20 protein-coding genes are annotated in these 22,107 nt (G+C 42.8%); 13 read left to right on the top strand and 7 right to left on the bottom strand.

Features of this window, described 5'->3' with window-relative positions:
- Window positions 1-7: 7 nt before the first annotated feature.
- The 9 genes from ccoO (at window position 8) to uspE (ending at window position 7,657) form a co-directional block, all read left to right on the top strand.
- Complete coding sequence (gene ccoO, locus L3V43_RS11175; RefSeq protein ID WP_010373994.1) at window positions 8-682, top strand: cytochrome-c oxidase, cbb3-type subunit II; 675 nt, start codon at window positions 8-10, stop codon at window positions 680-682.
- A gap of 5 nt (window positions 683-687) precedes the next feature.
- Window positions 688-873, top strand: coding sequence for a cbb3-type cytochrome c oxidase subunit 3 (locus L3V43_RS11170; RefSeq protein WP_010373992.1), 186 nt, complete (start codon window positions 688-690; stop codon window positions 871-873).
- Complete coding sequence (ccoP, locus tag L3V43_RS11165; RefSeq protein WP_102056969.1) at window positions 870-1,835, top strand: cytochrome-c oxidase, cbb3-type subunit III; 966 nt, start codon at window positions 870-872, stop codon at window positions 1,833-1,835. Before L3V43_RS11170 ends, ccoP begins: the two co-directional genes overlap by 4 nt.
- Window positions 1,836-1,953: 118 nt before the next feature.
- The gene (locus L3V43_RS11160) at window positions 1,954-2,445 is read left to right on the top strand and encodes a FixH family protein (RefSeq protein WP_010605013.1); all 492 of its coding nucleotides are present in this window, start codon (window positions 1,954-1,956) and stop codon (window positions 2,443-2,445) included.
- Window positions 2,446-2,451: 6 nt separating this feature from the next.
- Window positions 2,452-4,827 (top strand): heavy metal translocating P-type ATPase, encoded by a 2,376-nt coding sequence (locus L3V43_RS11155; protein ID WP_235367738.1) that lies wholly within the window; start codon window positions 2,452-2,454, stop codon window positions 4,825-4,827.
- Window positions 4,824-5,024 (top strand): cbb3-type cytochrome oxidase assembly protein CcoS, encoded by a 201-nt coding sequence (gene ccoS / locus L3V43_RS11150; RefSeq protein ID WP_102056971.1) that lies wholly within the window; start codon window positions 4,824-4,826, stop codon window positions 5,022-5,024. The genes L3V43_RS11155 and ccoS overlap by 4 nt, the downstream gene beginning before the upstream one ends.
- Window position 5,025: 1 nt before the next feature.
- A complete protein-coding gene (locus L3V43_RS11145; RefSeq protein ID WP_102056972.1) occupies window positions 5,026-5,697 on the top strand; it encodes a sulfite exporter TauE/SafE family protein in 672 nt (223 codons plus the stop codon).
- A 184-nt stretch (window positions 5,698-5,881) separates the two neighbouring features.
- Window positions 5,882-6,616 (top strand): FNR family transcription factor, encoded by a 735-nt coding sequence (locus L3V43_RS11140; protein ID WP_010373979.1) that lies wholly within the window; start codon window positions 5,882-5,884, stop codon window positions 6,614-6,616.
- Window positions 6,617-6,733: 117 nt separating this feature from the next.
- Window positions 6,734-7,657 (top strand): universal stress protein UspE, encoded by a 924-nt coding sequence (gene uspE, locus L3V43_RS11135; RefSeq protein WP_010605017.1) that lies wholly within the window; start codon window positions 6,734-6,736, stop codon window positions 7,655-7,657.
- 176 nt (window positions 7,658-7,833) lie between these two features.
- Here uspE and ttcA read toward each other — a convergent pair whose 3' ends face one another.
- The 4 genes from ttcA to L3V43_RS11115 form a co-directional block, all read right to left on the bottom strand.
- Window positions 7,834-8,727, bottom strand: coding sequence for a tRNA 2-thiocytidine(32) synthetase TtcA (gene ttcA / locus L3V43_RS11130; protein ID WP_010373971.1), 894 nt, complete (start codon window positions 8,725-8,727; stop codon window positions 7,834-7,836).
- A gap of 163 nt (window positions 8,728-8,890) precedes the next feature.
- A complete protein-coding gene (locus L3V43_RS11125) occupies window positions 8,891-10,027 on the bottom strand; it encodes an ABC transporter permease (RefSeq protein ID WP_010605018.1) in 1,137 nt (378 codons plus the stop codon).
- On the bottom strand, window positions 10,024-10,758 hold the full coding sequence (locus L3V43_RS11120) for an ATP-binding cassette domain-containing protein (RefSeq protein WP_095729531.1): 735 nt from the start codon (window positions 10,756-10,758) through the stop codon (window positions 10,024-10,026). The genes L3V43_RS11125 and L3V43_RS11120 overlap by 4 nt, the downstream gene beginning before the upstream one ends.
- A gap of 3 nt (window positions 10,759-10,761) precedes the next feature.
- Entirely contained in the window at window positions 10,762-12,246 is a 1,485-nt protein-coding gene (locus tag L3V43_RS11115; protein ID WP_102056974.1) for an alpha/beta fold hydrolase, read from the bottom strand.
- 89 nt (window positions 12,247-12,335) lie between these two features.
- Here L3V43_RS11115 and L3V43_RS11110 point away from each other — a divergent pair, with 89 nt between their 5' ends.
- From L3V43_RS11110 to L3V43_RS11100, 3 genes are read left to right on the top strand one after another with little or no spacing between them, the layout of a single operon-like run.
- Window positions 12,336-12,707, top strand: a complete 372-nt coding sequence (locus L3V43_RS11110; RefSeq protein WP_010605021.1) for a GntR family transcriptional regulator — start codon at window positions 12,336-12,338, stop codon at window positions 12,705-12,707.
- A complete protein-coding gene (locus L3V43_RS11105; protein ID WP_102056975.1) occupies window positions 12,707-13,540 on the top strand; it encodes an ABC transporter ATP-binding protein in 834 nt (277 codons plus the stop codon). Before L3V43_RS11110 ends, L3V43_RS11105 begins: the two co-directional genes overlap by 1 nt.
- Entirely contained in the window at window positions 13,537-14,790 is a 1,254-nt protein-coding gene (locus L3V43_RS11100; RefSeq protein WP_010605023.1) for a hypothetical protein, read from the top strand. Before L3V43_RS11105 ends, L3V43_RS11100 begins: the two co-directional genes overlap by 4 nt.
- Window positions 14,791-14,910: 120 nt before the next feature.
- Here the strand turns inward: L3V43_RS11100 and L3V43_RS11095 are convergent, their stop codons facing one another.
- The gene (locus tag L3V43_RS11095; RefSeq protein ID WP_010605024.1) at window positions 14,911-15,471 is read right to left on the bottom strand and encodes a TIGR00645 family protein; all 561 of its coding nucleotides are present in this window, start codon (window positions 15,469-15,471) and stop codon (window positions 14,911-14,913) included.
- Between the two features lie 173 nt (window positions 15,472-15,644).
- Here L3V43_RS11095 and L3V43_RS11090 point away from each other — a divergent pair, with 173 nt between their 5' ends.
- Entirely contained in the window at window positions 15,645-15,890 is a 246-nt protein-coding gene (locus tag L3V43_RS11090) for a hypothetical protein (RefSeq protein WP_010605025.1), read from the top strand.
- A gap of 208 nt (window positions 15,891-16,098) precedes the next feature.
- Here L3V43_RS11090 and topA read toward each other — a convergent pair whose 3' ends face one another.
- Both topA and L3V43_RS11080 read right to left on the bottom strand, forming a co-directional pair.
- Window positions 16,099-18,744 (bottom strand): type I DNA topoisomerase, encoded by a 2,646-nt coding sequence (gene topA / locus L3V43_RS11085; protein ID WP_010373951.1) that lies wholly within the window; start codon window positions 18,742-18,744, stop codon window positions 16,099-16,101.
- Between the two features lie 251 nt (window positions 18,745-18,995).
- Window positions 18,996-21,974, bottom strand: coding sequence for a hypothetical protein (locus L3V43_RS11080; protein WP_237116523.1), 2,979 nt, complete (start codon window positions 21,972-21,974; stop codon window positions 18,996-18,998).
- Window positions 21,975-22,107: the final 133 nt, after the last annotated feature.

Here is a 22,107-nt window from a genome sequence, read left to right as displayed (position 1 = left end):
ATTGAGTATGAGCAACAATAACTCAACAAACAAACACGAAATCGTTGAAAAGAACGTTGGCCTGATGGCTATCCTAACGGTATTCGCGATTAGCTTCGGTGCACTAGTTGAAATTACTCCACTAATGTTCCAAAAAGATACCACTCAGCCAGTAGAAGGCTTACGCCCGCTTACCGCGCTTGAAATGGAAGGTCGTGACATCTTCGTACGTGAAGGTTGTTACAACTGTCACTCACAGATGGTTCGTCCATTCCGTGATGAAGTTGAGCGCTACGGTCACTACTCTGTAGCCGGTGAGTCAGTATGGGATCACCCATTCCAGTGGGGCTCTAAACGTACAGGTCCAGATTTGGCACGTGTTGGTCAGCGTTATTCTGACGACTGGCACTATGCGCACTTAATGGATCCTCGCTCGGTGGTACCTGAGTCAAACATGCCAGGCTACCCTTGGCTTGATAGCACTAAAGTAGATACCACTTATACTCTGAAAAAATTACAAGTGTTCCGTGATGCATTTGGTATTGATAAGTCGTCAGACCGCTACAATGGCAAAGGCTACGGTGATGATGCTGAACTACAAGCGCAAGTGGATGAAATCCACGCGATGAACGGTGGTGAAGGTGCGACAGAAATGCAAGCACTTATCGCTTACTTACAACAACTTGGCACACATTTGAAGTAATTGTTATGGATTACGGCACATACAGAGGCATTTTGACTCTGGTAATTTTGGTACTGTTTATAGTGATTGTTGTGTGGGCATATAGCAAGCGCTCTAAGCGCCGTTTCGACGACGCTGCTAATGCCATTTTTGAAGATGAGAAAAAACATAACAACACTATCTCTAACGAGGAAAAGGAGTCTGAAAAATGACTAGCTTTTGGAGTATTTGGGTTATTGTACTAACCCTAGCGTGTCTAGCTCTGATTTTCGGCCTGCTAATTTGGAACCTGAAAAACTACACAGGTGTCAAAGAAGGCGAAAGCTGTGGTCACGAGTTCGACGGAATTGAGGAATTAAATAATCCACTACCAAAGTGGTGGACTTACATGTTCTTCGCGACTTTTGTTTGGTCAGTATATTATCTTGCTGCTTACCCAGGTCTTGGTAACTTTAAAGGTTTCTTAAACTGGACGAGCTCTAACCAAGGTATTACTACCTTGGCAGAGTCTAAGAAAGCAGTCGCTGAAGCACATGAAAATGGCCAGTGGGTACAACTTGATAAAGAAGTTGAAGCAGCACAAGACCGTTTTGGCCCTATCTTCCAAGAATTTGCAAAGCAAGACGTACTTGCGCTTGCAAAGAATGAAGAAGCACTTGAAATCGGTCAACGTTTATTCTCGCAAAACTGTGCTCAGTGTCATGGCTCTGATGCTCGTGGTGGCGCAGGCTTCCCTAACCTAACTGATAAAGACTGGTTATATGGTGGCACGCCTGACAAGATCAAAGAAACACTGCTTAACGGTCGTGTTGCAGCGATGCCAGCTTGGCAAGATGCACTTGGTGATCAAGGCGTAAAAGAAATGACTGCTTATGTACTAAGCCTTTCTGGACGTACTGTTAACCAAAAAGATGCTGAAGCAGGTAAAGCTAAGTTTGCAATGTGTGCAGCTTGTCATGGTATGGATGGTAAAGGTTCTGTTGCACATAACCTGCCGTTCGGTGCACCAAACTTAACCGATAATATCTGGCTATACGGTGGTTCTCAACGCGCAGTTGAAGACACACTTCGCCACGGTCGTGCGGGTGTTATGCCAGCATGGAAAGATATCTTAGGTGAAGATAAAGTACACCTTCTAACAGCGTATGTTTATAGCTTGTCACAAGACCAATAAGCTTAGCTTTTAGAACATTATTTGAGATCAAAAAAGCCTCCATTTGGAGGCTTTTTTTTAGGTATTTACCGCAACTTACGGTAGAATACGAGCAAGTTTTATAGCCATGTGAGCAACTATGAACCCTACCCCTTGGTATAAGAATTTTTGGCCTTGGTTTTTAATTTTTTTCCCACTCGTTACTGTCGTTGCCTGTGTTTTTCTCATCACGTTTGCAGTCGGTAATGGTCCTGATATGGTCGTTGATGACTACTACAAAAAAGGTAAAGCAATCAATCTAGAGCTGAGTAAGTTTGATAAAGCAAAAGCGCTCTATTTACATGGTGACCTGCAAGTAGCAGAGCAAAAAGTCACCTTTAAATTTACCAAGGGCGACGCTTCTAAAGTTCATGCATTAAAGCTTTCGTTTTACCACCGCACTATTGAGAAATACGATTTTGCAGTCACGCTGACTAAAAACGCCAGCGGCGAGTTTACGGGCTTATTTGATGAACCACATAGCGGTGTGTTCACGGTATTTATAGAGCCTATGGACAACAGTTGGAAAATGAAAGAAAAAATCCAACTGCCACATGATGGTATTATCGCGGTCACTCCACAGTATAAGTAAGCTGCCATGGCAAATTCGTGTTTTCATTGTTTGGAGCCTATTCCTAAAGGGTTTGTAGGCTCGGTTACCTTTGAGGGTAGCGCACAACCGGTTTGCTGTATTGGCTGTCAGGCCGTTGCCGAAACCATTATTTCTCAAGGTATGAGTGACTACTATACTTACCGCACAGAAAGTGCAGGTAAAGTTGAAGAGCTTGTACCTGAACAACTCAAAATGCTACTCAGCTATGATAACGACGAGATCCAAGAGGACTTCGTCGAAATTAGCGGAGAACATAAAGAGGTACTGCTCAGTGTTGAAGGAATAAGCTGCGCCGCTTGTGCTTGGCTTATCGAAAAGCAACTGCTGGCGCTCGGTGGTATCGTTCGTGTTGATGTTAACACCTCCACTCACCGCGCCATGATTGTATGGCAAGATAAACACGTTAAGCTTAGCGATATCATTAAATCTTTGATGGAAATCGGCTATAAGGCCTACCCATTTCAAGCCGATGAAGAAGCTGCACAGAAACAAGCCGTAGCGAAAGCATACATCCGTCGTTTAGGCGTTGCTGGCCTCATGACTATGCAAGTGATGATGTTTGCATTTGCCATGTACTTTGGCATGTTTTCAGGCATGGAAGAGAACTTTGAACAGTACTTTCGTTGGATAAGTCTCGTGCTTGCCTCTCCTGTTATTCTGTATTCAGCGATGCCATTTTTAACGAATGCGGTTAAAGGGCTGAAAGCTAAACAACTGAATATGGATCTCCCTGTTTCACTTGCTATATTCGGAGCTTACGGCGCCAGTACTTACGCGACTTTTATGGAAGTCGGCGAAGTCTATTTTGAATCCATCTGTATGTTTACCTTCTTGCTGTTGTTAGGTAAATACCTTGAGTTCAGGGCCAGATTAAAAGCCAGTGAGTTTACTGCAAACCTGCAAAAGCTGCTGCCATTGACCGCCAGAAAGGTTGATGAGAATAACAATGAGCAACATATTGCCGCCAAAAAGCTAAAACTGAACGATCTGATATTAGTTAAGGCTGGAGAAACTATCCCTGCGGATGGCTTAGTGATCAAAGGCCATACCACAGTTGATGAGTCGATGATGACAGGCGAACATTTGCCAGTTAAGAAATATCAAGGCCATCAAGTGTATGCTGGAACCGTGAATCACGACGGTATAATTACGTTAGAGATCAATAAAATTGGGCAAAATACCCTGCTCAACCAAATTATTCGACTGCAACATAACGCACTAACCAAACGCCCTAAGTTGGTGGAAATCACCGATAAAGTCGCGCAGTGGTTTGTTGCCTGTCTATTAGTTTTTGCCTCAATTACCGCCATCGGCTGGTATCCCATTTCACCAGATAAGGCTTTTTGGGTCACGATTTCGGTGCTAGTAGCAACCTGTCCTTGTGCATTGAGCCTAGCTATACCCACCGCGCTGACTTGCGCCGTGGCGTCACTTACAAAGAAAGGGATCTTGATTAAAGAGGCCCATGTATTAGAAACGGCAACCAAATTAACGCGTGTTGCCTTTGACAAAACAGGCACACTGACCGAAGGCCGTTTCTCAATCAAACATATCGAATTGCTACAAACTGACTATAACGAGCAACAAGTCTTGGATTTTGCAGCAGCGTTAGAGCGGTTTTCTGAGCACCCTATCGCTCGCGCATTTGCACATATCACCCCAACCGAAAACCTAGTCCAAGATGTTGAAGTTGTGTCTGGTTCAGGTATCCGTGGTCACTGGCAAGGAATCACTATTGCCCTTGGGAAAAGCCATTGGTTTGATAACCACGCGTCATTTGCTCAAGCAACCTTGTTCATTGATAACAACGCAGTCGCTGACTTTTACTTCAATGACAAAGTAAAAAGCAATGCAGAAACAGTTGTTGAACAGTTACAACAAGCGGGCCTTACATGCCATATGCTAACTGGGGATAGCTCCAATGCAGGTAAAGAGTTATCGCAGCAGTTAGCATTAGATAGCTACCAAAGCGCTTGCACACCAGAGATTAAGCAACAAGCCGTTGAGGCTTGGTCCAAACAAGGCGAGATTGTCGCTATGGTAGGTGATGGCATCAACGATAGCCCAGTATTCAATAGCGCTCACTTGTCAGTTGCGATGGATACCGGCGCTGATATCTCAAAAAATACCGCTGATGTAGTGTTGTTAAATAGCGATTTGAATGCCATTCTAGCCCTTCAGCAAGTAGCGAAACAAACGCGCAGAATAGTAAAGCAAAACTTAACCATATCACTTTTGTATAACGGCTCCATTTTGCCACTCGCTGCACTTGGCCTTATTCCACCTTGGATAGCAGTTATTGGCATGTCAGCCAGCTCGATCATCGTGATCGGTAATTCATTAAGGTTATTAAAGCTATGAGTATCATCTACGTATTAATACCTATCGCCATTTTATTCGTCATTATTGCTATTGGTATTTTCTTTTGGGCAGTAAAAAGCGAACAATTTTCAGATTTGAATAAACAGGGCCACAGCATCTTATTCGATGATGATAAAGCGCAAACGGGTGATAAGTCCGTAAAACCATCAAATGACAAAAGTAATAACGACAACTAGCATGAATGAGATAAGCTTGCTGAGTGCATTTGTGATGGGGCTTGCGGGAAGTGGCCACTGCTTGGTGATGTGTGGCAGTATTGCCAGCTCGCTACAACTGGCGAGCAAGCAACTTTCTGCGGTGGTTGTTACCCTGTTGTATAATATCGGACGTATCTCCAGCTATGCGCTTGCTGGCAGCCTTGTTGCCCTACTCGGGGCAAGTCTCGCCAAGCAAAACACATCTCTCGCCATTATATTACAATTGATGAGTGGTATTTTTATGGTGCTTGTCGCTATCTACGTAATGCGCTTAGCCAGTACCTTAAAATGGCTAGAGTCGTTTGCTAAAAGCTTAATTTGGCAACATATTGTTAAGCTCAATCGCTACTTAGTCCCGGTCAACACAAAAACCAAAGCATTTTGCTACGGCGCCTTATGGGGCTGGCTACCCTGTGGCCTAGTTTATTCGGCTTTAACATGGACATTACAAGCGAGATCAGCAACTGAAGGCGCACTCATTATGCTCGCCTTTGGTGTCGGCACAATGCCTGCAATGATTGTAATAGGACAATCGGCTCAGCTGCTACAAAAGTTTATAAATCATTTAGTTACACGTATTATTATGGGTAATTTATTGATTTGGTATGGTGTTTATTTAATTATTATTGCAACTGATAAGTTAGTACATTAACCTATCCTTATCTAAGCAAACTCATCATTTAAGATTATTGGTTAGCGCTTTGAGATTAGGAGCTCCAATTGATAACCAAATTTTCTTTTGCGTGTCATATGAGTTTGTGGCGATCTGTAGTACCAAAGCCGTTATGCTTTGTACTAGGTTGCCTTCACGTGCGTCATAGACTTATGGAAATTTTATGGACTTAAGTAATCAAAACCGCTCAAAGAGCCAATGCACAATCAGCTGCAATAATTGCAGTATCAGTCAACTTTGTCTCCCATTTTCGCTCAATGGCAGTGAAATGGACAAGCTAGATGAGATCATTGAACGTAAAAAGCCGCTTCATAAAGGAGATTTTCTTTTCGAGTCAGGTGCGCCATTAAATGCTATCTTTGCCGTTCGTTCCGGCTCATTTAAAAGCTACACACTGTCTGAACAAGGTGATGAGCAGATCACAGGATTTCACCTTGCGGGCGATCTTGTGGGTTTTGATGCCATTAATAAAATGCAGCACCAAAGCTTCGCACAAGCTTTAGAAACCTCTATGGTATGCGAAATCCCTTTTGACACCCTTGATGAGTTAGCTGGTAAGCTGCCAAAACTGCGCCAACAGATCATGCGATTAATGAGCAGTGAAATCAATTACGACCAAGAAATGTTGTTATTACTGAATAAAAAGACTGCTGAAGAACGCTTAGCAACTTTTATCTATAACCTTTCAAATCGCTTTGGCGAGCGTGGTTTTTCTCGTAAAGAATTCCGCTTTACGATGACGCGCGGTGAAATTGGTAACTACTTGGGTCTTACTGTAGAAACCATTAGTCGTTTACTCAGCCGTTTCCAAAAAGCTGGAACAATAAAGGTCGAAGGCAAGTTCATTACCATTATTGATGCTGCAGCCCTAGCTGAAACAGCCGCGATTGCATCTTGATTTAGAACAAACTATTTATCGTTAAGACTTTATCCTTAGATAGGATCGGTTACACTCAATAAGGTCAGAGGTGAAAAGCTTCTGACCTTATTTGTATACCGTTTTAAGGAGATAGTCGTGGATAAAATCAAAAGTATACTCACCGTAATTGATCCAACTAAAGAGCGCCAAAATAGCTTAGAACGCTCTATCAATCTTGCCAAGCGTACCGGTGCAGCCATCACTGCATTTATGTCTATTTATGACTTCTCCTATGAAATGACCACGATGTTGTCTAAAGACGAGCGTGAAGCAATGCGTGAAGCGGTGATCAAAGACAGAGAAGCATGGCTTGCCGATATGGTTAAGGACTTTTCTGATGTGAGTATCCAAACTAAAGTGTTGTGGCACAATCGCCCCTACGAAGCGATCATCAAAACCGTGCTTGCGCATGATTATGATTTGGTCATTAAATCTACGCATCAACACGACACCCTGAAATCAGTGATCTTCACCCCAACCGATTGGCATTTAATTCGCAAATGCCCTGCGCCTCTATTACTGGTTAAAGATCACGCTTGGCCAGATCAAGGCAACATTATTGCAGCGGTAAACTCTGTCAGCGATAACGAGCAACATCAAGAACTTAATAAACGTATCATTACGGATGCTCAGTTTTTATGTGAATTAGCCAATGCCAAATTGAGCCTGGTAAACACCTATCCAGCAACGCCTGTTAATATTGCCATTGAAATTCCCGAGTTTAACCCATCGCAATACAATGAAGCCGTGAAAAAACACCATGAAGACGAAACGTTTGCACTTGCAGAAACTTATTCAATAGATAAAAGCGACTGCATCATCAAAGAAGGTCTACCAGAGGACGTTATCCCCTACGTTGCTAAAGAAAAAGACGCTGAGTTGGTGGTCATTGGCACTGTCGGTCGCACTGGACTGAGTGCAGCGCTGGTTGGCAATACTGCTGAACATGTGATTGATAGCTTAGATTGTGATGTCTTAGCACTAAAGCCTGATGGCTATAAATCCCCATTAGAAGACTAAGGCGTAGACTCGGAATAACAGCTGCTAGAGAAAAGAGCTGATCACAAGTTTAGATTGGAATGTGCGGCAAATACACAGCCACACATTCCATTTACTTGAGCTGTGCAAGCCAAAAAGTAAAATAGTTAAGAAGTATAAGACTATTTAGGCTAGTCTGGGTAAATCACTATTGAGAATTAAATATTGGTTACATCAATGAACAATGATTCATCAATGTTTGTCGAGGAAACCACTGCTTCGTTAAAATCATAAGCTTCTCGCTCACCGTCTCTATCTAGAGGCAAACTTTCAAAATCAAAGAGTTCAGTGTCAGCCAGTTGGCTTGGACTAACATTCTGAATTGATTTGAAAATATTCTCTACTCGACCTGGCGTCTTCTTGTCCCACTCAACCAACATAGATTTAATATTTTGACGTTGCAGGTTTTCTTGCGAACCACATAGGTTGCACGGAATAATAGGAAAATCCTTGTGTTCAGCGTATTGAATAAGATCTTTTTCACGTGCATAAGTGAGTGGGCGGATCACCACATTACGACCATCATCAGAACGTAGTTTGGGTGGCATCGCTTTCATTCTCGCACCGTAGAACATGTTTAAAAACAGCGTTTCAACAATATCATCTAAGTGATGACCCAGTGCGATTTTTGTCGCGCCAATCTTTTCAGCAAATGAATACAAAGTACCACGGCGCAAGCGTGAACAAAGGCCACAAGTCGTTTTTCCCTCTGGTACTTTTTCTTTTACGACTGAGTAGGTATCTTTATCAATGATATAATAAGGAATGTCTAACGTTTCGAAGTACTCTGGCAAAATATGCTCTGGGAATCCAGGCTGCTTTTGATCCAGATTGACCGCGACCACATCAAAGTGAATTGGTGCCGCTTTTTTTAGGCTAAGTAAAATATCCAGCATGGCGAATGAATCCTTACCACCGCTGATACAAGCCATCACCACATCGCCTTCTTCAATCATATTGTAATCTTTGATGGCGTTGCCGACATTACGGCGCAGACGCTTTTGCAGCTTATTAAACTCTAAAACTTCTTTGCGATTATCTTGCTCTGTCATGGTGTTAGGTGCCGTATTCATACTTACTCAACTGCGTACTGTGCGCGTTATCGCGCTAGTACATTACTACATCAATTATGGGGCGCCGATTATACGTGAAATTAAGATGAGGTAAAATACAAAAATGGCGCCGCTTTGGGCGCCATAGTTGGGAACAAATAAATTAAAGGCCGAACACTACCTTTTCACTTTTTAGCATACGACTGCTTAGGTAGGTGAAAATAGCAAACAACCCCAGTGTGACCGCGCTCGACAATAATAGTTGTGGTACCGGTATCGCATTGCCTTTAATGATTTCAATCATTGCATTTTGCTGCGCTGCGATCGGCATCCACTGCATAATGTCAGTGGCAATGTCATAGGTCGTTGCCATACTCATCATTACCGGGATGAACAGCGCCATCGCCACATAAGATTGCGCTTCTTTAAATGATTTAGCTAAGAAAGAGATAAATATCAATAAACTGGCAGACATTAACGCAATAGGCAGGCCAATTATAATTGCTGAAATAATAAATTTAGGACCAATGACCACTGTAAAGCCCATCATTTCCCATGGCACCATATTATAAGCAAACTTAGATACTATGGTGGTTAACACTAAAGCAATGATAGAAAAACCTGCGATTGCCCCCACTTTAGCTAACACAATATGCATGGTGCTGATCGGATGGCTAAGTAATAGCTGTAATGAGTTACGTTCACGCTCCCCTGCACTACTGTCAATCGCCATACCCATCGCCGCATAAAATAGCGAAATAATAATAGATAATGTTGCAATACCTAATACGAAGCCACCTTTAGAGGTCGGTGTCGCTTGGTCATGAGTTTGGACATCAATCGCACGTGCAATAGTCGGATCGATACCACGCGCGACTAATCGCAATGAAGCGACTTCGCTGTTGTATAACATGAGGTTACGCTCTAGCCGGTTAATTGATGAACGTAACTTTTGCTCCGATTTATCAGCAATGATAAATACCGTCGCACTCTTACCTTGCATCATATTTTCTTGGTAATCTTCGCTGATCTCCAAGGTAATGGCTTTAACTTCTTCGCCTTCACCATGTTCAATTTCTTTACTCGCTAAAAATTGTACTAAGTTTGGTGCATTTTCTGCGTTATTAATGGTGATTTTGAGTGCTTCAGGCGAAGCCATTTGCTTAAACATGACGGTAAACAATACACACATTAGAATAGGTGCACCGATACAATAGTAAAGGCCAGCCATCACTGAACGTTTGTCGCGGCTTGCGTCTAACACTTCTTTTTTAAATAAAACTGAGATTAATTTCATCATGCTGCAATTCCTTCATCTGTACCTATCAGGGTAATGAAAGCTTCCTCAAGCGACGCTTTACCTGTTTGTTCACATAGGGCCTCTGGAGAACCTTCCGCGACCACTTTGCCTTTCGCCATGACCACCACATGATCACAAAGTGCTGCAACTTCTTGCATCACGTGGCTAGAAAATAAGACACAGTGACCTTGCGCCTTAAGCATCATCAACAAATCCCGTAACACTCTGGTACTCATTACATCTAAACCACGTGTTGGCTCATCAAGTACAATATTCGTTGGTTTATGCACAATTGCCTGTGCCAACGCCGTTTTCATTCTTTGGCCTTGTGAAAAGCCTTTACAGCGTCTATCCGCGATATCCAACATTTGTAGCTTTTCTAATACTTCTTGCGTCGCTGTAGCGGCCGATTTTGCGTCCATTCCACTTAGTTCAGCGTAAAATTGGGTATATTCACGCGGCGTCATGCGCTCGTAGAGCCCACATGGGTCAGGGAACAATCCTAATTGTTGTTTTGCCCTGGTTGGCTCTTTGGCAACATCAATACTATCGATAGACGCCATACCTTGATCAGCTTGAAGCAGGCCAAATACGGTCCGTAAGCAAGTCGTTTTACCAGCTCCGTTGGGTCCCAATAGTCCCGTAATTTGACCATCACGAGCGGTAAATGACAGCCCGTCTAGCGCGTTCACTTCACCAATCTTTTTATGTAAGTTATCTACTTGGATCATGAGTTACTCCTTATCAGCTGTTGCAGGGCCATTGATGTTCATAAAGAATTGTTTGCGTGTGTCTTCTTCAAGACAACTGGTATCAAAGTCTCCCACTGTCTTTTCATCGTAAAACTTAGCAATAAGCTTATTAGCACAGCTTTGTCCTGCGACAATATGCGTTGCCGTTGGTGCAACTAAGTGTGTGGCATTGCTTAGTTTTTCCATCGCAACTTCGGCCCACTGAGCAGGCGTTGCTGGGTCTAATCCGCCAGAAAGTAGTAAGGTTGGAATATCGGACGCAACGGGTTCATAGTAACTACTCGACACCGGACTCACATTCCAAATTGGGCACGTCGCATCCAATCCTGTAATCATCATCTTACCCATATAGTTTTCACCATATTTCGCTTTGTCCGCAGCCGTTAATCGTGGCCAATCTTCTCCACATACAATTGCCTGATGCATCCCCATGGCCAATCCAAGGCCGTCTTCACTTGGTGCCATCATGCCAACTAGAGGAGCAAGGTTACCTTTAGTCGCTTCACTAATCGCAAGCGGCACCAATGCTCGGGAGGTATGAGAGTAAAGCGCCATCCTAATCGCGCTAAATAGCTTCATTTTGGTCATCGTCATTGCGAGCGGTTTACTGGTTCTAGGGTGAAGCACAGAAACCTCTATCGGCGTTTGCCCAACTTGCTCCAGCAAGCTTTGCCATTGCTGCTTTAGATTAGGATAATTATTTGCACACTTTTTATCGGCTTCACATTGTGCAAATAGGGCGTTCAATGACTCTTCTATCGCGCCACCAATCGCCATTAAACTTTGGTTATTGGGTGCAAGACCATCTAACACGGCCGATGCAACACTATCAGGGAACTGTCTCATATACTCAAGTGCGATGCGTGTTCCATATGAGCCACCGTATAAGTGTAACTTGCTATAACCGAGTGCGGTTCTTACCGCGTCAAAATCTTTTGCTGCCGCAACAGTTGTGTAATCGGAAAGATCTGTGTCTAGTTTTTCTTTGCACTTTAGGGCATCTTCTTTGTAAAAATCGAGACCCAGCAAGGTATCATTTAGCGCAAATTGTTGTTCAAGGTTATCCATATCACATTGCAATAGATTGGATTTTCCGGTTCCCCGTTGGTCAACAAGTATGATGTCTCTACTTTCTCTAGCGTATTTAAGGATCCTTTCAAAATTTGCTGCGATTTCGGTGGCTGATTGTCCAGGCCCCCCTGCAAACGCAATAATCGCTTCTTGTGGGTAAAGCTGTTTTATTGCAGGAATAACCATAAAGTGAATATCAATTTTTTGTTCTGTTTTGGTTTCACTTAATGGTTGTGAGATTTTGCCGCATTGTGCTCTATCATCGAGCCCCTTTGCATAGCAAGCGGATAATTCTGCTGTTGATGCTGCTGCTTGTAATGGCAGCACAGTTCCTAAAACGAAAGGAAGCAGCGCTAGCTTTACTAAGCTTTTCTTAAACTTAAATGGCTTTTTCATAGTTATTTCCTTGTTGACTCACGGTCAGTATGCTAACTTTAAGTGAGTGTATCAGTGTATTATTGTATTAATACAGTAGAATTAGAGTAATGCTAGATCTTATTCATGTCAACCCCAACAGCGCAGAGCCGATTTATAAGCAGCTATTTGATCAGGTAGTGCGTTTAATTGTGTCAGGTAAAGCACAAGCCGGAGAAGAGCTACCTTCTGTAAGAAAGCTAGCTGAACATTTCTCGGTAAATCCGATGACTGTCTCTCGAGCAATCGGGCAACTTGTCGATCAAGGTTGGCTTGAACGAAGACGCGGTCAGCCGACACGAGTAGCACAACAGCCAACCACACAACAGACCGATAGTCTGCTCAACAAAAACCTAGATATTTTAATTAATGATGCGAAACAACTTGGGATCACCAAGGTTGAGTTGATATCATTGATAGATAAAAACTGGGGACAAGAATAATGACAAGCCCACTACTACAATTCACCAAAATCCATAAACAATTTTCCGACAAGTCTGTTCTTGAAAACATAAACCTTACTATTGAACCTGGTATGGTTATGGGTCTACTGGGACGAAACGGTGCAGGTAAAACTACGCTACTGCGAATTGCACTTGGACTAATCGAACAAAATAGTGGTGAAGTTAGCTGCCTCAACAGCAGCAATCTAGAGCTGAGTCCTACATGCAAGAGCCAAATTGGCTATGTGCCACAGCAACCCTGTGGTTATCAAGGTTTTAAAGTCAAAGACGCCCTCGCACTGCACCGCAGCTTTTATCAAAATTGGGATAATACGCTAGAACAAGAGTGGCTTTCTCGCTTCGAGTTAGACGAAAACAAGCTAGTAAGTAACCTTTCAGTTGGTCAGCAACAAAGCTTAGCGCTGATAATGGCGATGTCGTATCGACCTAAGTTACTGATCCTTGACGAGCCTGTTTCAAATCTCGACCCCATCGCACGCCGAGAATTTATGTCGGACTTATTTGAGCTAGCGCTTGAGTCCGGCTCTGGTGTACTTTTCTCCTCGCATATTACATCTGACGTTGAGCGCGTCGCGAGTCATATTGCTATTATTAAAGATGGTAAGGTATTGGTTACTGGCGAACTAGATACACTGAAGGAACAGATTAGACTTGTTCCGCATCACCTTACAAGCAACCTTCCATCAGCAGAGCTGCTTCACCAATCTGAACGTTTTAGCATTTACCAAGCTCAAGACGGCTCAAATTGGCCAACGGACCTACAGCAAAGCCATAGCAACCTTGAACAACTTTTTGTGGAGCTACACACATGAGCACGTTAACTCGGCGCAATTGGTGGACAGGGTTTTCCGGCTTTTGGTTACGAGAGTGTGGCTCTGCAAATTTTTTCATTCCGGGGATCTTAGCTTCTATTGCTACACCATTATTAACCTTAATAGAAGAGCAAAACATACAAACATTTAGCTTGGTCTTTGCTATCAGCGCCTTATGGATGGCTTTTTGCTGGCAGTTAGTGAAATTACAAGCACAGGAAAGCGCATTACTATTCCCTGCAATTAAACGGCACGTATACTTACAAGGACTTGTAATACTAGTCGTTGGCTACATGTTCAATGCACTCGCTCTTTTCAACCGCCCCGCGCCAGAAGTTGCTTATGCCATGTTGTTTGCAACAAGTTTTGGTGGTAGTTTCTTTTTATTATGTATTCGAAATAGCTTTTATTTCAAACATAATAGCTACGTTTTCATGCTCGTACTCATGCTCGCTATGTTTTTTGGTGATACTCCACAAGTTTTAGCACTACTCGCCATTCCCTTCATATTAGTGGCAGTTTATCTGCTGATTACACGAAATAATAACTGTCAATGGCATCATTTGGCATATCAAACCTACATAAATAATATACAGACTGGCTGGCTCCCGAGTAATACCTTTACCCCTGATTTCCTCACTCAGCGGTTTAGGCAATTTTTTATGCCGATGAGCTATTTTTCAGGCAACCTGTTGATACAAACTTGTCAAATATTTTTTCTCTCTGGGCTTTTAGCCATTGTGGCAGTCGGCTTTTTTGGAGTCACAATTCAATTTATCACTGGCTTTACCGATATGCTTGTTTTGATGGTCGCTATTTTTGTCTGTTGGTCCAAACTACAAACAAAAATGACATGGGACCAGCTCTATCTATTACCTGTCTATTCAAGCCTAAAATCAATTAAACAGGCCTATCACGTTGCAGCAGTTAAGCTTGGCTTTTGCTTATCTTTGTTTCAACTTACAGTACTGCTGGTTTGCAGCTTCCTTACCACATTTGAGACTGTGGTTTTCTACCTTATGATATTTATCGGCTCGGTTGCAGGATTTATTCTTTGCGTTGCACTAGGGAGCATCATAACGAGCGCCCTTACGTTGTCACTTTCGTGCATGTTCGTAATCATTTTACATAGTGCGTTTAAATCTTACCTGTTAAATCACGAACACTCAGTTGCCACTCTATATCTGTTATTGGGCTATGTTGTGGTAGCCACTTCATTGCTCCTTTACAGTAATAGAAAGTTTGACTAAGACGTGCTCGGATCCGAGATGTTGCTCATATAGGCGTAGCACGAACCAAAGACTGTGCTAATAAGAATAAAAGAGTGATAGTGAGCATAAGTCGATTATCACTCTTTTTATCCGCTATATTTAATGGGAGTGGGTTCGACTATTAATAAAGTCGGTAACCGAAAACAACACCCCAGAGATCACGAAAGTAATATGTATGCCTACTTTCCAAGCAAGCTGCTCACTGGTTAAGTCTTGAGAATGGATAAAGACTTTGAGTAGTTCTACCGCAGATATTGCTACGATGGCACTGATCAATTTGATTTTAAGGCCCGAGAAGCCAACCTTTCCCATCCAAGTCGGCTTATCTTCTTGGGGCTCAACATTGAGCTTAGAAACGAAATTCTCGTAGCCACTAAAAATAATAATGATCAACAACCCGGCCAGTAAAGCCGTATCAACCAATGTTAAGATACCAATGAGTAACTCTTGGTTTGTCGCCGTAAGCGCACTGATGGTCATCACATAAAGCTGTTTAAAGAACTTAAGTAACAACAACACAATCGCGAGCAGTAGGCCAACAAAGAAAGGCGCTAACAGCCATCTTCCTTTAAATAAGGTTCTTTCTAAGAGATATTCATAACGATTAAATTGCTCATTCGCAGACTTAGTTTCTTGCTCCATGTTTTTGATTTTCACCATGTTTAGTTAGTTTTACTTAACCTTTAAATGTAGCATCAACGCTTGTATTTCTCACCATTTATTAATGTAAATTTGAATCAATTTTCTGCTCTTAAGGAGAAAATTAATTCGTTTTCCTTATTTTAAATTTTGCTTTAAAACATGCTTGTTCTTTCAACTAACAGGTAACACGAATGAAAACCTTAGTTTCATCATTAATCATCGCTCTATCTCTTTTTGCTTGTGTACAAGTACAAGCGGATGAAGAGTTACCAGTCGCGCCTGCAGATTTGGTTCAAGAGTTAACTCAAATGTGCCTTGATTGGGCAAAAGATGATGATGTACAAGCATCTGAGATGAAAAAATATGTTTTGAATTGCGTTAACGACGAGCTAGAAGCAACTGGCTATCAAAAAGTCAAAGACGTAAACATTAAATAACACCATTTGTTTTAAGTAAATGAGTTATTTCACCCTTCAAATTGCTTGGAGAATTAGTGTAATTGGTATAATACCAGTTCGCTTAATTAAGTGATGGCATTCATGATGAAAAGGCCGCTCAATACGTTGAACGGCCTTTTGTTTTTAATAACATTTTGGACAAAATATCCATAGCATCCGAAGACGCTTATCGATGTTTGGCTAGCTGTTAAGCTTTCTTTTTCTTGGTAGTTTTCTCTTCTTCTACCCATTTACCATTGCTATACGTCGCTTTCCAACCCGTCGCTTTACCATCCACTTCTGTCATCACATATTGTGTCTTGGTTTTTCTAGAGTAACGAACAATCGCAGGATTACCATCCGAGTCTTGCTCAGGCGCATCAGCCAGATAATAGAATTTAGGTGAAATTCTATCTCTAAAGCGTTTTAGCTCTGATACTTTAGGAGCACGTGTTTCACGTGATTTCGGGAATGTGTGCGCCGCTAAGAAAATACCTGAAGCGCCATCTCGAAGCACAAAATGCGCGTCCGATTTTTCGCATTCTAGTTCCGGTAGCGGAACTGGATCTTCTTTCGGTGGCGCAGCTTCGCCGTTTTTCAATAGTTTACGTGTATTTTTACAGTCTTCATTTGTACAACCAAAATACTTACCAAAACGGCCAGATTTAAGCTGCATATCCGAGCCACACTTGTCACACTCAATCAGTGGTCCATCGTAGCCCTTGATCTTAAATGCACCTGTCTCAATGACATAGCCCTTACATGCAGGATTATTACCGCATACATGGAGTTTTTTCGTTTCATCAATAAGATATGAATCCATTGCTGTTTCGCAAATTGGGCAACGTTTCATATGACGAAGAGATTCGGCTTCCGCCTCTTCATCCGCATCCGCGGCAACCGCTTCATCACCTGACACGAGATTAATTGTCGTAGTACAGCGCTCTTTTGGCGGTAAGTTATAGCCTGTACAGCCAAGGAATACCCCAGTAGAAGCAGTACGAATACCCATCTTACGTGAACATGTAGGACAATCTATGTCTGTTTCGACCATCACATTTTGTCGCATGCCGCCTTCACTTTCATCACCAGCTGCAATTTCTAGCTGGTTAGAAAAGTCGGCGTAAAACTTATCAAGTACCTGCGTCCATAAGCGTTCACCTTCTGCGATATCATCAAGGCGACCTTCCATTTTGGCGGTAAAGTCAAAGTCCATTAAATCATTGAAATTCTCAACGAGTCTGTCAGTAACGATCTCGCCCATTTTTTCAGCGTAAAAACGGCGGTTTTCAACTCGAACATAACCACGGTCCTGAATCGTCGAAATGATAGCAGCATAGGTAGACGGACGACCAATACCACGCTTTTCTAATTCCTTAACTAAGCTTGCTTCGCTGAAACGTGCTGGTGGTTTAGTAAAGTGCTGCTTAGGATCAATTGCAATAAGATCAAGCTTGTCGCCAACTGAAACACTTGGAAGCGCCTGCTCTTCTTCATTCTTCTTACGAACGGCTGGTTGTACACGTGTCCAACCATCAAAACGTAGCACGCGCCCTTTCGCTTTTAACGTGTAATCTTCCGCAGCGACGGTCAGCGTCGTTAAGTCATACTCTGCAGGCATCATCTGACACGCCACAAACTGACGCCAAATAAGCTCATAGAGCTTCTTAGCATCAGCCTCTACGCCGTCTAAATGACCGGATAAGATTGTCACATCAGAAGGACGAATTGCCTCATGCGCCTCTTGTGCGTTGCCTTTTGCGGAATAACGCAGCGGTGCTTCTGGTAAATACTTACTACCAAATTCACTATCGATATAGCCACGACACATTTCTAACGCATCGTTTGATAAATTCGTCGAGTCTGTACGCATATAGGTGATGTAACCCGCCTCGTATAGACGCTGCGCTAACATCATGGTTTTCTTTACGCCATAGCCTAAACGAGTACTTGCCGCTTGCTGCATTGTCGAGGTAATAAATGGCGCACTCGGCTTACTCTTACTTGGCTTTTCTTCAACCTTGACTACTTCGTAAGCACTGTTTTCAAGCACTTGTACGGCTGTATCAGCTTGCGCTTTATTTACTGGCTTAAATGCTTCGCCTTTAAACTTAGTAACCGCTAGGCGAATATCATCTTTTGTTGCTTTAACATCAGCGTGAATATCCCAAAACTCTTCTGGAATAAACGCTTTAATCTCACGCTCTCGTTCAACAAGTAATCTCACAGCAACAGATTGTACACGACCTGCCGATAACCCTCTTGCTACTTTTTGCCAAAGCAGCGGGGACACCATAAAGCCAACAACACGGTCAAGGAATCGTCTTGCCTGCTGCGCATATACCATGTCGGTGTTAAGGTCGCCAGGCGCCTCAAACGCTTGAGTTATCGCGTTTTTGGTGATCTCGTTAAAGACCACACGCTTATACTTGCTCTCATCGCCACCGATAATCTGCTCAAGGTGCCAAGCAATGGCCTCCCCTTCTCTATCCAAATCGGTTGCGAGATAGATATGGTCAGCATCTTCAGCAAGCTTTTGTAGTTCTTGAACTACTTTTTCTTTACCCGGCAAAATTTCGTAATGCGGTTCCCAACCCTTCTCAGGATCAATCCCCATCCTCGCAACTAAATTTGCATAATCTTTTTGCTTTTTATATTGCGCTTTTTCTTCAGGTGACATTTTACGTACTTCAGCTGGCGACTTAGTTGCCAAGCCTTTCGTTTTACCTGCCCCTGAGGTAGGAAGATCTCGAACATGGCCTACACTGGATTTAACAATGTAATCCTTGCCGAGGTATTTATTGATTGTTTTTGCCTTCGCGGGAGACTCTACAATTACTAGCGATTTGCCCATAGCTGCCTATTTTTGACCGATTCTGTCTGATGTTTGCCCTTACTTGGGCGTTAAATTACTTATAGGTATATCTACAAACACCTATTGTTACAAGCTAAAAATACTAACTTTTCCCTGATCACCGAATTATTATCCAATTTGTGTACAATATTCAGCCAATTTAGGGACGCATTCATATATATAAGGTTAAGGCACGGGAATATAAAGGAATAGAAACAAAAATGCCAACCCGAAAGTTGGCATTTGTTGAATTATCCTGCGTCTGTAACGCTTATTCCTATTGATTGTGTCTTTCGTTCGTCATCATCATCTCCCAAAGCTGGAAAAGTAAATTTGATCCCTAATACACCAGAAAGTTTGTTGTTTGGCTCAGCTTCCCTCGCCAACGTAACGTTGAAGAAGTTTGGCTTGTCACTTGTGTAATTCCCTAAGGTGCCAGACACACTTCCACTGGTTAATTCACCGTTATTTGTTGAAATCTCGACTTCTGTGCCAGCCGGAAGCGGATTACCAAACTCATCAGTGAAATAAATTGTAATAGGAACAGCTGAAGGGCTACCTGCTGCCGTAAAATCTACACCGGCGAGATCGCACATTCCCTCTACTCCAGATGGTTCAAGCACTAAGCCATTCCCACTTGGGCACGTATTCGAACCTGCAAGCGCAGCCGGCACTGTAAATCGCACAAAAGCATTATCACCAGACATTATCAATTCAAATTGTCTGTATACATTAACTAGCTCTTTCGTACATTCTCCTGCAGCTTCAGCGGCTTCTGAACAAAGCAAGCCATTATACTTGCCGTCCCCTTCATAAACACCGTTACCATCGTTATCAAAATCAAAGCGACCATTGTTATTGCTATCCATCCACCAATCGTCATGACCGCCATTTACAGTTCCGGTTGGAGAACAAGGTCCAGTGTTTGCGGCAGAATCACAATTCTCTTTATCAAAGCGACCATTTTCATTGGTATCTAGGAATGCTTCTGTAAGGTCAAACTCTTGGCGATATTCGCCAATATCAAATCGACCATTACGGCGCTCTACACCACCGCTTGATTGCTCATCTCTGAAATTTTCTTGGCCTTTAACAAAAGCCAACACACTTACACGCCCACCCATTACAATTCGTCTAAGCGCAGTTGCAGCATCGTCACCCGACGAAGCGTCTTTTTGTCGTAGCATGCCATTAATACATGGTGCAGCACTACCAAAATATGGGTCACAGTTCCAATTAGCTGAGTCTTGCTTTTGAGTATTTGATAATGTAGCTGCTAGCCTAGGCGCTACCGCTTCAAAGGTATTCGCATTGCCATCTATATCACCAATGCGGTTACCCCAACGATATTCATAGAAAGGTCTATCTCCTTGGCTGCGCCATACCACAGTACAAGCAGCATTATTCGTTCTACAATCATAAGTGTCCTCAGACTCAGTACTACCAATAGCACCGGCTTCAGCAATCACCGTTGCAGCGACACCATCAGCATTAAACTGATTGAATTGATCACCAAAGAACAAGGTAATATTTGTCGTTACCCCATTATAATTAAGCGAGTTGGTATTGAATGTAACAGGGGAGGCATCAAACGTATCCTGATCTGTGACACCTGAGCTTAAAATTAACCCTGACGATACGCCAAATATTTGCTCACTTAGCTCAATAGTATGCATTACGCCTGTAGGACAACGAGCATCGTCGTTTGATGCATCTGCATCATTACATGCTTTGGCGATATCCGTCCAACAGGTAATCGCATCACCATCAGGTAAATTCGCGTAAGATTCTTCAGGGATATAACATGCACTAACAACGAGCGGACCTGGCACAATACCAGACTTAACAGTCGTTCTTACAATACCATTTGCATTGGTGTTTCCGGTAATTTGCGTCAGCGATGCAAGACCTTGCTCATCTGACAACCTAAAGTCGACTCGAGCACGTGGAATTGCAAGGTTATCTTCATCTACCAGTTTAAAGCTCACAACAGATTGGGTTGGTAAACCGCCTTCACCTGGAGGTAAAGCAATAAACTGATTAAATCCATCTTCCTCAGGTAAAAACTGTACCGCTTGTGCAAGTGCACTATCCACTTCAATAATTGTTTCTTGATTTATTGGAGAGCTGCCGTTTTGAATAGTAACAGAAATTCTATCTTCGCCTTGACAACCTTTTGCACGGTAAGTAGAGCGGGCGAAGCCATTGGAGGTATTTACCGTTTCATCTAATTCGGCCAGCGCAGGGGTTGCTATAGAACAAGCTGAGCTAAATGCAACTTCAACAGCACTATTGATTAATGCCCCATTCTGATCTTTCAGTGTCACAGTAATAACCGTACTTCCACCTGCGGAAAGCTTTTGTTGGACGCCATTGCTATCCACCAAACCGTTGTCAATCGTAACATTCAACTGAGCAACACCAACATTAAAATTGATAGCCTGAGTGACATCGACATAATCTGGAGAGTTTACGGTAATGGTACCTGCGCCACCTTGGTTACCAGGCTGAAACTTTAAGATTGCAATACCAAAAGAATCCGTCAACGCAGTGCCTGTCGATGGTAAAATAGTCCCTAAAGTAGTTTCAGCGCTAATTAACCCATTGGCAATAGCATCGCCAGTTTGGCTAGATGTCATTTTGATGAATACATCAGCCGTCTCGTTTGACGATACTTGATTGACGCGAGTACACCCAGCAGCGATAGGATCTATCATGGCCTGATCTCGGCTATCATCCCATCCAGCAGGGCATTTACTTAATAGCATGACCTCAAGTTTTGCAGACGCTGTTACATTGCCGTCATCGCCGCCACCTTGAGAGGTAAAATCAAAAGATCCCGTTGCACTATTATCGCCTTGAGTGTAAGTCGCCGTAATACGTCCAGCACCTACAGTAGCAGTTACTTTTAGAGTAATTGACGCTTTACCCTCATCATTGGTAAGGACAGACCCTGAGCTGGGTTCCATGGTTGCAAATTCGTCGCTCTCAAAAACGACTCGACTATTTGCCAGAGGGCTACCATCTTTTGTTAACGTGGCAGTGATTACTAAAGGAGATGAAGATGAAAGTGTATTCGTAGAATTACCACTAGTATCCGCTCCTGAAAGCGTAATGGCATAAGTGCCATCGCTACCATCATCACCATTATCTGTATCTTTTTGAATACTGCCACCGCCACCGCACGCGGTCAGTAAGAATGCTAGCATCAGTATGCTAAAATAGCGCATCAAGGGCATTCACCTATCTCCCTAGCTAAGTTAATTTTATTATTGTTCAATAGTAACCCAATTTTATCGATAAAATCACAATTTTTTATTAGATTAGGTAGATTTTCTGTCGTGAAATGCTGTTCATCTGCGC

The sequence above is a fragment of the Pseudoalteromonas sp. L23 genome (assembly GCF_021728455.1).
Taxonomy (GTDB): domain Bacteria; phylum Pseudomonadota; class Gammaproteobacteria; order Enterobacterales; family Alteromonadaceae; genus Pseudoalteromonas.
The sequence above is the reverse complement of the archived record's forward strand: the minus strand, read 5'-3'. Positions and strand labels throughout refer to the sequence as shown.

Coding starts and splice junctions, on each gene's coding strand:
- L3V43_RS11155 (WP_235367738.1), top strand. CDS start 2,452: ATGGCAAATTCGTGTTTTCATTGTTTGGAGCCTATTCCTAAAGGGTTT.
- L3V43_RS11125 (WP_010605018.1), bottom strand. CDS start 10,027: ATGATGAAATTAATCTCAGTTTTATTTAAAAAAGAAGTGTTAGACGCA.
- L3V43_RS11090 (WP_010605025.1), top strand. CDS start 15,645: ATGAAAACCTTAGTTTCATCATTAATCATCGCTCTATCTCTTTTTGCT.
- L3V43_RS11105 (WP_102056975.1), top strand. CDS start 12,707: ATGACAAGCCCACTACTACAATTCACCAAAATCCATAAACAATTTTCC.
- L3V43_RS11115 (WP_102056974.1), bottom strand. CDS start 12,246: ATGAAAAAGCCATTTAAGTTTAAGAAAAGCTTAGTAAAGCTAGCGCTG.
- L3V43_RS11145 (WP_102056972.1), top strand. CDS start 5,026: ATGAATGAGATAAGCTTGCTGAGTGCATTTGTGATGGGGCTTGCGGGA.
- ccoO (WP_010373994.1), top strand. CDS start 8: ATGAGCAACAATAACTCAACAAACAAACACGAAATCGTTGAAAAGAAC.
- L3V43_RS11160 (WP_010605013.1), top strand. CDS start 1,954: ATGAACCCTACCCCTTGGTATAAGAATTTTTGGCCTTGGTTTTTAATT.
- ccoP (WP_102056969.1), top strand. CDS start 870: ATGACTAGCTTTTGGAGTATTTGGGTTATTGTACTAACCCTAGCGTGT.
- topA (WP_010373951.1), bottom strand. CDS start 18,744: ATGGGCAAATCGCTAGTAATTGTAGAGTCTCCCGCGAAGGCAAAAACA.
- L3V43_RS11140 (WP_010373979.1), top strand. CDS start 5,882: ATGGACTTAAGTAATCAAAACCGCTCAAAGAGCCAATGCACAATCAGC.
- L3V43_RS11080 (WP_237116523.1), bottom strand. CDS start 21,974: ATGCGCTATTTTAGCATACTGATGCTAGCATTCTTACTGACCGCGTGC.
- L3V43_RS11100 (WP_010605023.1), top strand. CDS start 13,537: ATGAGCACGTTAACTCGGCGCAATTGGTGGACAGGGTTTTCCGGCTTT.
- L3V43_RS11170 (WP_010373992.1), top strand. CDS start 688: ATGGATTACGGCACATACAGAGGCATTTTGACTCTGGTAATTTTGGTA.
- L3V43_RS11120 (WP_095729531.1), bottom strand. CDS start 10,758: ATGATCCAAGTAGATAACTTACATAAAAAGATTGGTGAAGTGAACGCG.
- L3V43_RS11095 (WP_010605024.1), bottom strand. CDS start 15,471: ATGGTGAAAATCAAAAACATGGAGCAAGAAACTAAGTCTGCGAATGAG.
- L3V43_RS11110 (WP_010605021.1), top strand. CDS start 12,336: ATGCTAGATCTTATTCATGTCAACCCCAACAGCGCAGAGCCGATTTAT.
- ccoS (WP_102056971.1), top strand. CDS start 4,824: ATGAGTATCATCTACGTATTAATACCTATCGCCATTTTATTCGTCATT.
- ttcA (WP_010373971.1), bottom strand. CDS start 8,727: ATGACAGAGCAAGATAATCGCAAAGAAGTTTTAGAGTTTAATAAGCTG.